At 59.1% G+C, this 12,077-nt stretch carries 10 protein-coding genes; 3 read left to right on the plus strand and 7 right to left on the minus strand.

Going from position 1 to position 12,077, the window contains the following annotated elements; translation table 11 throughout:
- Positions 1–72: 72 nt before the first annotated feature.
- The 5 genes from B9Z43_RS13620 to tal all read right to left on the minus strand — a co-directional run bounded on the left by B9Z43_RS13620 (position 73) and on the right by tal (position 5,654).
- Complete coding sequence (locus tag B9Z43_RS13620; protein ID WP_108326483.1) at positions 73–522, minus strand: polymer-forming cytoskeletal protein; 450 nt, start codon at positions 520–522, stop codon at positions 73–75.
- A 31-nt stretch (positions 523–553) separates the two neighbouring features.
- Positions 554–1,507, minus strand: a complete 954-nt coding sequence (locus B9Z43_RS13625; protein WP_158270122.1) for a M23 family metallopeptidase — start codon at positions 1,505–1,507, stop codon at positions 554–556.
- Between the two features lie 277 nt (positions 1,508–1,784).
- Positions 1,785–3,098, minus strand: a complete 1,314-nt coding sequence (locus B9Z43_RS13630; protein ID WP_108326485.1) for an acetylornithine deacetylase/succinyl-diaminopimelate desuccinylase family protein — start codon at positions 3,096–3,098, stop codon at positions 1,785–1,787.
- A 71-nt stretch (positions 3,099–3,169) separates the two neighbouring features.
- Positions 3,170–4,705, minus strand: a complete 1,536-nt coding sequence (gene pgi / locus B9Z43_RS13635; RefSeq protein WP_108326486.1) for a glucose-6-phosphate isomerase — start codon at positions 4,703–4,705, stop codon at positions 3,170–3,172.
- A gap of 1 nt (position 4,706) precedes the next feature.
- Positions 4,707–5,654, minus strand: coding sequence for a transaldolase (tal, locus tag B9Z43_RS13640; RefSeq protein WP_108326487.1), 948 nt, complete (start codon positions 5,652–5,654; stop codon positions 4,707–4,709).
- A 364-nt stretch (positions 5,655–6,018) separates the two neighbouring features.
- Here tal and zwf point away from each other — a divergent pair, with 364 nt between their 5' ends.
- Both zwf and B9Z43_RS13650 read left to right on the plus strand, forming a co-directional pair.
- The gene (gene zwf, locus B9Z43_RS13645) at positions 6,019–7,479 is read left to right on the plus strand and encodes a glucose-6-phosphate dehydrogenase (RefSeq protein ID WP_108326488.1); all 1,461 of its coding nucleotides are present in this window, start codon (positions 6,019–6,021) and stop codon (positions 7,477–7,479) included.
- 65 nt (positions 7,480–7,544) lie between these two features.
- Positions 7,545–8,390 (plus strand): MurR/RpiR family transcriptional regulator, encoded by an 846-nt coding sequence (locus B9Z43_RS13650; RefSeq protein WP_108326489.1) that lies wholly within the window; start codon positions 7,545–7,547, stop codon positions 8,388–8,390.
- Between the two features lie 65 nt (positions 8,391–8,455).
- On the opposite strand, the gene B9Z43_RS13655 is transcribed toward B9Z43_RS13650, so the two are convergent.
- Both B9Z43_RS13655 and B9Z43_RS13660 read right to left on the minus strand, forming a co-directional pair.
- Positions 8,456–9,430: a tripartite tricarboxylate transporter substrate binding protein gene (locus B9Z43_RS13655; RefSeq protein ID WP_199222314.1), complete on the minus strand. Its 975-nt coding sequence runs from the start codon at positions 9,428–9,430 to the stop codon at positions 8,456–8,458.
- Between the two features lie 42 nt (positions 9,431–9,472).
- Complete coding sequence (locus B9Z43_RS13660; RefSeq protein ID WP_233253967.1) at positions 9,473–10,552, minus strand: phage integrase SAM-like domain-containing protein; 1,080 nt, start codon at positions 10,550–10,552, stop codon at positions 9,473–9,475.
- 223 nt (positions 10,553–10,775) lie between these two features.
- On the opposite strand from B9Z43_RS13660, the gene B9Z43_RS13665 reads away from it, so the two are divergent.
- A complete protein-coding gene (locus tag B9Z43_RS13665) occupies positions 10,776–11,984 on the plus strand; it encodes a porin (RefSeq protein ID WP_158270123.1) in 1,209 nt (402 codons plus the stop codon).
- Positions 11,985–12,077 lie beyond the last annotated feature (93 nt).

Here is a 12,077-nt window from a genome sequence, read left to right on the forward strand (position 1 = left end):
TGATAATGAATTTCACGGTTTATTCATGGCTCACTGCTGGAAACTGCAAACTCCCCAGCCACGCGCTTCTGATCAGGACTTGCCGGTGGCCTTGGCTTTGGTGATCGCAGTTTGGGCTTGGTCCTGGCGCACCTGCGGCTTCGAAGCATCCACCTGCAGCAATAGACCCATCAAACGGGCACCGTGCTCAACAGCAATGGAGCCGTATTTCACATCGCCTTGCACCAAGGCACTGGCCATCAATTCCACACGCTCATGCGCATCGATGTTGCCTGCCACCTTGCCCGCCACAATCACTCGGCTGGCGATCACATCACCTTGAACTTCGCCCTCCAGACCGATCACCACCGTGATGGCGTTTTCTTTGGAGGCCTCGATGTTGCCGATGACCTTGCCATCGATGCGCACACTTTGCACAACACGTAACGTACCCTGGATTTCAGTCTGACGACCGATCAGGGTATCAAAGCGTTCTTGGCTCTTGACCAAAGGGGTGTTGCTGTTTTTCTTGATGCTGAACATGGTGGGTCTCCTCTGAATATTCAAACTTCCATCAAGGCTGCAGGCGTTGACGCGCCCAAGCCGCAAAAGCTTTGGCCGGGTGCATGGCCCGCCCTTGATAAGTCACTTCATAGTGCAAATGGGGGCCGGTCGAGCGGCCCGTGTTGCCCAGCAGCCCAATCAGTTGACCGTGCGCCACTTTGTCGCCTTCATTGACATGGCGGCGGCTCAAATGGGCGTAGCGGGACACAAAGCCATCGGCATGCTCAATTTCGATCATCTCGCCATAAGCGCCTGCACGACCTGAACGCAAAACCTGGCCATCCGCCGTTGCACGAATCGGTGTACCCACAGGCGCCACAAAGTCGATGCCTTCATGCATGCTGGTCTGGTGGTTCATCGGGTCGGCGCGCACACCAAAACCACTGGTGATGGAAAACTCCTGCGTCAAAGGCAAGGCCGTGGGCAATTGCGTCAGCTTCGCCAGATCGCGTTTCCACTGGTCTTGTTTTTGGATCAGCGTTTTCTCCAAGTCCTGAATTTGTTGAGCGGTCATCTCCAGCTCGCTGTTCAGATCCGTTGCCCGGTTCTGCCAAAAAGGCAGGGCTTTCAAAGGGCCGCCACGCCCGCCTGCCGTATCGGCCTTGCGACGCGAACCACTGGAGATCAAACTTTCAATGCCCAGTCGACTCAGGAAATTGTTTTTCTGTTCCTCAATGTCGCGTAACCGATCGGTGACCGATGTCAGTTGGCCATGCAGCCCTTCGAGCTTGGTGCGGTACTCCGCCTCGATCTTGAGTTGTTCGGCCTGGCTGGTGACCCCACCCATGCTTTGGGCCAGCGAGGGAGCGTATTCAACAGCCACACGAAGGCCAATGAATTGAAACAAGGAACCGAGCACCAACAAAGCCAAGGCCACGCCGAGCACAGAAACCAAGACCTTGCGCGCTGTGATGGACACCGCCACCACCCGGGCTGTGGGCCCGGATACCCAAATCAATTGCATAAACACTCCCGGGGTTGTTCTTTTGGAGGCCCCCAACTTGGCCATTCAATACACACCAAGCAGGCCCGTCGCGGCGTCTGAGTTTGGCGGTAAGCGGCGTATTCTACGGGAATGAATTAGTTTTAAAGGACGCAAATAAACACAAAAAACAGATTTATGTGTTATTTTTTGATAAAAATGGATTTAATGCCACATCGTCTCTCAAAGCAAACCTGCGGTTACAACTGATGCAACAGTGCATCACGCAGATGCTGCAGTGTCCCGCCCAAGCAGGCGCTTAAGGCGTGCCCCGGCCCGTCAATTGCAGCGCCGCCAAGGCCATGATCTTGGCCGAATCGACCAGTTCCTGGATGCCCACATATTCGTCGGGCTGGTGCGCCAGATCCAGAATGCCGGGGCCATAGGCGATGCAGTCACGCAGCTTGCCGCTGCGCACGATGTGCTTTTGGTCATAAGTGCCCGGGCTGGCGATGTAACTGGGCTCACGGCCCAGCACCCGGGCAATGGCGCGTGCGGTGGCATCCACCACCGGCGCATCCTTGGGGGTGGCGGTCGGCACAAAACTCATGATCTCGCGGATGCCGTAGTCAAAGCCCGGGCGTGTGCGCTTGAGCTCTTCGAGCATGTCCACGATCTCTTGCTTGACGGCCTCCAGGTTTTCTTCGGCGATGAAACGCCGGTCCAGCACCGCCTTGCACAGGTGCGCCACCACGGGCGCTGGCAAATCGCCTGTCGGCCAGCCCCGCTCGTCCAGGCTGTAGCGCTGCTCCACTTGGCCACCGTGGATGCTGTTGATGTTGAGCGTGCTCACGCGTGCACCCGGTGGCTCCACCGGCTCGGCCGTGTGGCGCCCCTGCAGGCGCGGTTGCAATTGCGTTTCGAGCAAATGGATGAAAGCGCTCATGTGGTTGATGGCGCTGTCGCCCAAAAAGGGCATGGAGCCGTGCGCGATGCGCCCACGCGTCTCCACCTCGCCCCACCACACGCCGCGGTGCCCCAGGCAAATGCGGTCCACCCCCAAGGGCTCGGGGATGATCACATGGTGCACACGTGGCTTGCTGAAGTAGCCCCGCTCGGCCAAATAGCCCACGCCGGCAAAACCGCCCGACTCTTCGTCCACCGTGCCGCTGATCTCCAGCGCCCCAGACACGGGCAAGCCCGACTCGATCAAGGCTTCGCAGGCGATGATGCTCGAGGCCAGGCCGCCCTTCATGTCACAAGTGCCCCGGCCATACACGCGCCCATTGGCCACTTGCCCGCCAAAGGGCTCATAGGTCCAACCGGGCCCGGCTTCGACCACGTCGATGTGGCTGTTGAAATGCACGCATTCACCCGGCTGGGGCGCTTGCCAACGCGCCACCACATTGGTGCGCGGGTGGCTGTCGCTGTCGCCGGGTGCGCCGATGGCCCGCACGTATTCCACCGCAAAACCCTTGCGCGCCAGGCGCTCGCCAATCAGGTGCGCGCAGGCTTCGTAAGCATCGCCCGGCGGGTTGATGGTGGGGATGCGGACCAGGTCTTGCGTGAGCGCAACGACCTCGTCGCGCTTGGCATCAATGCTTTGCAGCAGGCGGTCTATGGAAGGCGTCATGGGGCCAGTTTATCGCTGGCCCCTGAGCATTCGGTATCACTTAAAGCACAGCGGCTTTAGCGCTCTCGCCTTCAGCTGCGCACGCGTTGCAACAAGGCGGCGGTCGACGCGTCCAGCCCCGATGCATCCCCTGACACGATGCGTGCGTGGATGTCTTTGGCCAACACTTTGCCCAGCTCCACGCCCCACTGGTCAAAGCTGTTGATGCCCCAGACCGAGCCGCTCACAAACACGCGGTGTTCTTGCAGCGCGATCAAAGCCCCCAGGCTGGTGGGCGTGAGTTCATCGAGTAACAAGAAGGTGCTGGGCCGGTTTCCGGTGAAATGCTTGTGCCCGCCTGCGTCCGACTTGCCTTGCATGAGCGCCTGAGCTTGTGCGATCACATTGGCCAGCAGCAGCTCGTGGTGGTCTTTCAGGCTGTGTGTGGGCTTTTTGACCGCGATGAACTCCAGTGGCACGATGTCGGTGCCCTGGTGCAGCATCTGAAAATAAGCATGTTGCCCGTTGGTGCCCGGCTCTCCCCACAGCACGGGTGATGTGCCGTAAGACAAAGCCTGGCCATTGCGGTCCACCCGCTTGCCATTGCTCTCCATCTCCAACTGCTGCAGGTAGGCCGGCACCCGGCGCAAAGCGCTGTGGTACGGCGCAATCGAGCGGCTGGTGTAGTTCAAAAAGTTGCGGTACCAAACGTCCAGCAATCCCAAGCGCACAGGCAAGTTTTCTTCCAGCGGCGCGGTTTGGAAATGCTGATCCATCGCATGCGCACCGGCCAGCAGGTCTTTGAAGCCTTGCGCCCCAATGGCGATCGCCACCGGCAAGCCAATGGCCGACCACATCGAATACCGGCCACCTACCCAGTCCCAAAACCCGAAGGTGGTGCGGATGCCGAACTCGGCTGCGGCGGCCACGTTGGTGGTGAGCGCTGCAAAGTGCCGCGCCACATCGCTGCCACCTTGCGCCTGGAACCAGCCCAGCGCCGAACGCGCATTGGTCATGGTCTCGATGGTGGTGAAGGTTTTGGACGCGATCAGGAACAGCGTGCTCTCAGCCTTGAGGCCTTTGAGCACAGCCGCCAATTCATGGCCATCGACGTTAGACACAAAGTGAAAACGCTTACCCGACAACACAAAGTCTTGCAGCGCCAGCACCGCCATCTGCGGGCCCAAGTCCGAGCCGCCAATGCCAATGTTCACAATATCGGTGATCTGCGCATCGGCCCGCACCTGCTCGGCATACGCCAGCATGGGCTCAAGCGTGCCGTGCACCAACGCCAGTGGCTGCGCCAGATCGCCCGTCAAGGAGCCTTCAGGCTGGCGCAGCAACCAATGCATCACGGCACGGTCTTCGGTGTGGTTGATCGCCTCGCCACGGAACATCGCATCGCGGTGCGCAGCCAAACCTGTTTGACGGGCCAGTTCCATCAGCAAGGCTTCGGTGGCCGCGTCGGTGTGGTTCTTGGACAAGTCGGCAAACACATGCGGCGCGGACTGGCTCAGACGGGCCGCACGTGTGGCATCGCCTGCAAAAGCCGTGCGCAAATCAAATCCGGCAAAACTCTCGGCATGTTGCTGCAGTTGGCTCCAGGCAGCAGTCTTGTCACAACGCATCTCAGGCCTTCTTCATCAGGTCTTCAAGTTTCACGGCATCGGCGCAGAACGCGCGAATGCCTTCGGCCAGCTTCTCCGTGGCCATGGCGTCTTCGTTGAGCGCCAAACGGAACGACGCTTCGTCATAGGCGACCTCTGGCAAATCCATCGCCTGAGCGGCAGCAGCATCCAACGCCAAACTCAAGGGGGCCTCGGTCGCGGCCAACTGCGCCAGCAACTCAGGGCTGATGGTCAACAAATCGCACCCAGCCAGCGCCGTGATCTGACCGATGTTGCGGAACGACGCCCCCATCACCTCGGTGGCGATGCCATGCTTTTTGTAATGGTTGAAGATGGCCCGCACCGACTGCACGCCGGGGTCGTTGGCACCCGCTTTCGCCGCTTCGTCCCAAGCGGCGCCTGCGGTCTTTTTGTACCAGTCGTAAATGCGGCCCACAAAGGGCGAAATCAGTTGCACCTTGGCCTGACCGCACGCCACCGCTTGGCAGAACGCGAACAGCAGTGTCAGGTTGCAGCGGATGCCTTCGCGCTCCAGCTCGGCCGCAGCTTGAATGCCTTCCCAGGTCGAGGCGATCTTGATCAGCACACGCTCGCGCGGGATGCCCTGCGCTTCGTACAAGGCCATGATGCGGCGGGCACGCGCCACGGTGGCCGCGGTGTCAAAGCTCAAACGCGCATCCACCTCGGTGGACACACGGCCGGGAATGGTGGCCAAAATCTCGCACCCAAAACGCACCAGCAGGTGGTCCATCACCACGTCCATCGGCTGACCACGGTGGGCGGCGACCGCCTCATTCAGCAAGGGCGCGTATTCGGGCTTTTGCACCGCCTTCAAGATCAGGGAGGGGTTGGTCGTCGCGTCTTGCGGCTGGAATTGAGCCAATTGCTTGAAGTCACCGGTGTCCGCGACCACGGTGGTGAATTTTTTAAGCGCATCAAGTTGGTTCATACAGGTCATTCTCAAATTCAAAAAGGGGCACGGCATGCGAGGTGGTCAAATGATCGCAGACGCCATTTTCCTGTCATGCCGGGCTTGACCCGGCATCCATGGCTGCGAAACCATGGACCCCGGGTCAAGCCCGGGGTGACAGCATCTGGATCAAGCCCGGAGTGACAGCATCTGGGTCAAGGCCTGGGCGTCAGCTTCTGCGTCAGGCACTGGGGGACATCATCTGCGTCAAGCGGGGGGGACATATTCCTTGGCTTTTTCTGCATCCACAAATGCATCTCGCATTTATTTCAGCCGCCAGCTTGAATTATCCGTGAAACAAAGTTACATTACAAATCAATTTTTCATGTAACTCAAGAACATCATGGCTTTTGATTTGGTTTTCTTCGGCGGCACGGGCGATCTGGTCTGGCGCAAACTCATGCCCGCTTTGTTTCAGGCCTACCGCCACGGCTCGCTGCCCGAAGGCGGCCGCATCATCGGCGTCGGTCGCGATGACCTGAGCGACGAACAATACCGCCAGCAAATCCAAACCCGTTTTGAACAAGTTGAAGGTGAAAAACGCCCCAACAGCGAAGAATTCGCCCGCTTTGCGGCCCTGCTGCGCTACGTGCGCATGGACTTGTCCAAACCCGAAGCCTACGCCGCGCTGGCTGCACGCCTGGCCGAGCGCGAGACCGACCATGTGGTCATGTACCTGTCCACCGCGCCCAGCCTGTTCACCACCGTCTGCGAGCAGCTCGCCGCCAGCGGCCTGAACACGCCCAAGACCCGCATCGTGCTGGAAAAACCGCTGGGCCACGACCTGGCCTCCAACCGCGCCATCAACACCGCCGTGGGCCAGGTGTTCAAAGAGCAGCAGATCTTCCGCATCGACCACTACCTGGGCAAGCCCGGTGTGCAAAACCTGTTTGCCATGCGCTTTGGCAACGCCCTGTTCGAGCCACTGTGGCGGCGCGAGCACATCGCCAACATCCAGATCACCATGTCTGAAGAGCTGGGTGTGGAAAAGCGCGGCGGCTTTTATGAAAGCACCGGCGCCCTGCGCGACATGGTGCAAAACCACGCGCTGCAACTGCTGTGCGCCATCGCCATGGAGCCACCCATCAACGCGCACGCCGACGCCATCCGCGACGAAAAACTCAAGGTGCTGCGCGCCTTGAAACGCTGGACACCCGAGACGCTGACCCAACATGTGATTCGCGGCCAATACGCTGCGGGCAATGTGGACGGCCACCCCGTGCCGGCCTACCGTGACGAGCAAGGCGTGAGCCCCAGCAGCAACACCGAAACCTTTGTCGCCCTGCGCACCGAGATCGCCAACTGGCGCTGGGCGGGCGTGCCGTTTTACATCCGCACCGGAAAGCGCATGGCCTCGCGCGAAGCGCACATCGAGATCAACTTCCGCCCCACGCCGCACGACATCTTCAAGACCCCCGTGGGTCAGGTCAACAAGCTGGTGATCCACCTGCAACCCAAAGACGGGCTGGAGCTGCACCTGTTTGCCCAAGGCCAAAGCAAGCGCGGCCAAGGCGGTGGTGCCGCCTTGAGCCCCGTGCACCTGGACCTGGACTTTGACAAACGCTTTGGCAGTGAACGCGTGGGCGCCTACGAGCGCCTGCTGCTGGACGTGCTGGACGGCCGCCTGAACCTGTTCGTGCGCAGTGACGAACAAGAAGAAGCCTGGCGCTGGGTGGAACCCATCTTGCAACACTGGACCGCCGACCCCGTAGGCCCCCGCCCCTACGCCGCAGGCACCTGGGGCCCCAGCGCCTCGAGCGCCATGATTGCGCGCGACGGGTTTTGCTGGAGCGAAGAGCTTTGATGCAAACACTGGATCGCCGCGCTTCGCTCGCGATGACAACCTAAAAAACCACCCGGAGACACGCCATGCTCGAACGAATCAAAGCCTCCTTGCCCTCCTTGGCCCCGGCCGAGCAACGTGTGGGCAAGCTCGTGCTGGCCGACCCCAGGGCCTTTGCCAACTTGCCCGTGACCGAACTGGCCGACCGCTCACATGTGAGCAAGCCCACCGTGGTGCGCTTTTGCCGCAGCATGGGCTACGACGGCCTGTCCGACTTCAAGCTCAAGCTGGCCGGTAGCGTCAGCGAAGGCGTGCCCTTCATTCACCGCAGCGTCGATGTGGACGACAAGACCAGTGACATCGCGGTCAAGGTCATCGACAACACCGTGGCGGCCTTTTTGAAGTACCGCAACGACGCGAGTTCTTTTGCGCTGGAGCATGCGGCACAAGCCTTGGCCTCCACCCAAAAAACCAACCGCCGCATCGAGTTTTACGGCGTGGGCAACTCCGGCATCGTGGCGCAAGACGCGCAGCACAAATTCTTCCGCCTGGGTGTGAACGCCATCGCCTACAGCGATGGCCACATGCAGGTCATGAGCGCCTCCATGCTCAAGCCCGGTGACTGCGCGGTGATCATCTCCAACTCGGGCCGCACCCGCGACCTGATGGACGCCTGCGACATCGCCAAAAAGCAAGGCGCCACAACAATAGTCATCACCGCCAGTGGCTCGCCGCTGGCCAGCGCCGGGCACATCCACCTGACGGCCGACCACCCAGAGGGCTACGACAAATACAGCCCCATGGTTTCGCGTCTTTTGCACCTGCTCATCATCGACATCCTGGCCACCACCGTGGCCCTGCGCATTGGCGAAGAGCTGCAGCCCACCCTGCGCGACATGAAAAACAACCTGCGCAACAAGCGCTACACCTGAGCTGCACAGCGCCCGAAAGCAAAAGACCTGGCAAGCCAGGTCTTTTTTCATGCGCTGTCAAAAGATCATTCGGGCTCGATCTTCGCGTCGAGCACCACCTTGGCCCAACGTGGCGCCTCGGCCTTGATCAGCGCGGCAAACTGCTCGGGCGTGCCGCCGCCCACCTCGTTGCCCTGGCTCAGGATCTTCTCTTTCAAGTCCGGGTCTTGCAGCGCCTTGTTGCCGATCGCATTGAGCTGCTTGATCACATCAGCAGGCATGCCCTTGGGGCCGATCAAGCCCTGCCAGTTGAGCACCTCGACCTCCGGATAACCCTGCTCGGCCATGGTCGGAATGTCAGGCGCCAACGGCGAACGGGTTTTGCTGGTGATGGCCAAGGCACGCAGCTTGCCTCCCTTGATGGCGGGCATGGCCGAATACATCTGCTCGAACATCATGTGCACCTGTCCGCCCATCAAGTCCGTTGCACCCGCCGAGCCACTCTTGTAGGGCGCATGGATCATGTCGATGCCGGCTGCGTGCTCGAACAAGGCGCCGCTCAAATGGTGCGTGCCGCCAATACCGCCTGACGCGTAGCTGAGCTTGCCCGGTGCCGCCTTGGCTGCTGCCACGATGTCCTTGACCGATTTGTAGGGTGAGTCACTGCGCACCATCAAAATCAAAGGCCCTTTTTCAATCAGAAAAATCGGTACCAAATCGGTGAAGGGGTTGTAGTTCAACTTCTTGAACAAAGCATGGTTGACCGCCAGCGGCGCAAAATTGCCCATGCCCACCGTGTAGCCATCTGGCCGAGCCTTGGCAATGACTTCGGTACCAATGTTGCCGCCAGCGCCCGCCTTGTTGTCGATGACGATGGACTGCCCCATCAAAGCGCCCATGACCTTGGCCACCTGACGCGAACGGTTGTCTGCATTGCCACCGGCTGCATACGGACAGACCCAGGTGATGGGCTTGCTCGGGTACTTGTCTTGCGCGTAAGCGGCCCAGGGCGCACCAAGGGCGGCTGCGCCCAATTGGATGAGGCAACGGCGATCGATCATGGTTCTCCTTGGCGACTTGTGGTTGATTTATCGGACAGCAGCTTACCCCTTTTGAGACCGCCGGCTTTGCAACATGGCGACATTCATCTCCCCATCCAGCGCCGACGCGTAAAAGCGCTCGATCATCTGCACCGACGTGCGGGCATTGCGCGCCAAAGTCAGCATGTCGATGCCCTGGCCATAAAGCAATCGGAACATGATGGACGTGTGCCGCAGGCAATACAAGGTGCGGTCACGCCCCAAGACATCCACCGTGGCCACACCGGCCTCGCGCATGACCCACTTGAACCAAAAGCCCAGCACCGCCAAGGCGTACACACGGTCAGTTTCTCCGGGCAAGAAAACATAATCATCAGGCCCACCCAGCCCCTTGGCCTGTGCGCGGGCCAAGGCCACTTCATACACCTGCACCGCAGGGCGCAGCGTCACCACCGGCGCATCGTGCTTTTTGGTCTCAGGCAAGGTCAGTCGCAAATACGTGCTCTCGCTGCGCACCACCTGCACGTGCTTGTGCTTGAGTTGGCGAATGTCACCCGGACGCACAAAACTATTGACCATGAAGCGGATCGCCCAAGCCATGTCGGGTGGCAGGCAGCGGTTGCGGGGCGCCACCCAAAACCGTTCGCGATGACCACCTGTGCTTTTGAGCTCTGGCGCCAACGTCTGCTGACGCTCGAGCCGATGCGCCGTCTTGATCAAAGCGCCGTACTCCACCAAGGACAACATGGACCGAGGCCGATTGGCCACTTTGACCTCGGGCATCTCGGGCAGCTCACGCAAAAAGCCATGCCGTACTGCCAGTTTGAGCAACTTTCGCACCACCACCAAGTACTGAGATACAGTGGTTGAACTCAGCTGATGTTCCGTCAATCGATGGACAAACGTCTCCATCTGAGCCACCGTCACCTGAGATGGCGGAATGTATTTGAAAAATGGCAGAACATGCGCATCCAGGCGGTTACGCAAAATACCGACCGAGGCTTTGCTTAACTCACCACGCGAAACACGCTGCTGCTCTTGAAGCAGCAGCTTTTGCGCCAAGGCATCAAAACGATTCAAGCGCATGCTGCCTTGCGTCAGCACCGAATCAACCACCTCCGGCTCTGGGGACTTCTCAGGCATTGGCCTGGCACGGAGCAATTCTGCATAAGCCTCCGGACCCAAGACATAAAACACCGGTTGATTGTCATCAAGGATAGCCAGCGTCGACTCGCCTGACCGTCCGACAAAGGCCATCGGCTTAAGAACAAAGTCCCCCAAGCTTGCGCAAAGGGGGGCTAAAAGGGGTTTAAGGTTCATGGCTACATGAATATAGATTGCTTATAACAAATCTAACATTCAGCCCTTGATATACACCGTCAAGCTAGCCGCTCTGGCTACATTGGCAGCCACTGGTGCTTTCGCTCAATCTTCCGTTCAAATCGACGGCGTGATGGACGTTGGCTTTCAGTCCATCAATTACAAAGGCGCTGACAACACTGTCAACGGTATCAACGGCAACGGTTCTTCAACCAGCCAGATCAACTTCCGCGGTACGGAAGACCTGGGCGGTGGCTTGAAGGCCAACTTCCGCGTGGAAACCGACTGGAACACTACATCTAACATGGGCAACGCTGGCACAGGCTCCAGCGTTAACGCTGGTACCGTTGCAAGCAGCATCAACTCCACTGCAGGTACCTTCGGCAACGGTGAAATCCGTGTTGGTCTGGCTGGTGGCTTTGGTTCCATCGACGCTGGCGCCGTGAACTACAACACGCTGGGCACCTACCTGACTGGCCAGCCTTTCGGCACCGCCATCGGTTCAGGCTTCCGCACCATGTTCATCAATGACGGTCAAGCAGCTTCTGCTGTTCGCGCAGAGAACTCGATCAAGTATGTATCGCCATCTTTCAGCGGTTTGACAGCTTCTTTGTACTACTCTGGCAAGCAAACTAAAGCCACTTCTTCCACTCCTGCACCAACGGCAACAAACAGTCTCAACCCACAAGCTAACGCTTTCGGTGCTCTGGGTGCTTATGACCAAATTGGTACTCAAGAAATCGGCGTGAACTATGCCAACGGCCCTCTGGCTGCATCGTTCAGCAATTTGAAGCAAGACAGCTTGGGCGTTGGTGCTGCTAGCTCGTCTGGCGCCTCAACAACTGGTGCTGACCTGACTGTCAACACATTGGGTGCCAACTACGCCTTGGGCGCTGCCAAAGTCTTTGGTCTTTACCAGACACAAAAAACAGCATCTAACAGCGTTGATCGCAAAGCGTTCAGCGTGTCTGGTACTTACACCATGGGTGCCGTTGTTTTGATGGCGCAAGTTGGTGAATTGAAGGCTGATGCTGGTACTTACTCCGGTCAAAAGTCCAAATTGGTGGCACTGGGTGCTGACTACAACCTGAGCAAGCGCACTGCCGTGTACTTCCGTGCTGAGTCCATCGACGACAAGGCTCGTGCTATGAACGGTGCAGTGAACCCTCAGCAAATCGGTGGCGCTGCAAACGTTGCTGCTCTGACCGATCAGAAATTTGGTCGTACATCTGTTGGCGTGCGTCACGCTTTCTAATCACTCCGCTGGCGCAAGCCAGTTGATGATTTAAAAGTCAAAAACCCACCGTGGCAACACGGTGGGTTTTTTTATGGTCAGGTCAAATCAGCT

Origin of the sequence: Limnohabitans sp. MMS-10A-192 (assembly GCF_003063335.1) — a bacterium.
Classification (GTDB): domain Bacteria; phylum Pseudomonadota; class Gammaproteobacteria; order Burkholderiales; family Burkholderiaceae_C; genus Limnohabitans_A.

Excerpts from the sequence above, each read along its gene's own strand:
- B9Z43_RS13660 (WP_233253967.1), bottom strand. The coding sequence starts at position 10,552 with ATGCCTGAGAAGTCCCCAGAGCCGGAGGTGGTTGATTCGGTGCTGACG.
- zwf (WP_108326488.1), top strand. The coding sequence starts at position 6,019 with ATGGCTTTTGATTTGGTTTTCTTCGGCGGCACGGGCGATCTGGTCTGG.
- B9Z43_RS13620 (WP_108326483.1), bottom strand. The coding sequence starts at position 522 with ATGTTCAGCATCAAGAAAAACAGCAACACCCCTTTGGTCAAGAGCCAA.
- B9Z43_RS13625 (WP_158270122.1), bottom strand. The coding sequence starts at position 1,507 with ATGCAATTGATTTGGGTATCCGGGCCCACAGCCCGGGTGGTGGCGGTG.
- tal (WP_108326487.1), bottom strand. The coding sequence starts at position 5,654 with ATGAACCAACTTGATGCGCTTAAAAAATTCACCACCGTGGTCGCGGAC.
- B9Z43_RS13655 (WP_199222314.1), bottom strand. The coding sequence starts at position 9,430 with ATGATCGATCGCCGTTGCCTCATCCAATTGGGCGCAGCCGCCCTTGGT.
- B9Z43_RS13630 (WP_108326485.1), bottom strand. The coding sequence starts at position 3,098 with ATGACGCCTTCCATAGACCGCCTGCTGCAAAGCATTGATGCCAAGCGC.
- B9Z43_RS13650 (WP_108326489.1), top strand. The coding sequence starts at position 7,545 with ATGCTCGAACGAATCAAAGCCTCCTTGCCCTCCTTGGCCCCGGCCGAG.
- pgi (WP_108326486.1), bottom strand. The coding sequence starts at position 4,705 with ATGCGTTGTGACAAGACTGCTGCCTGGAGCCAACTGCAGCAACATGCC.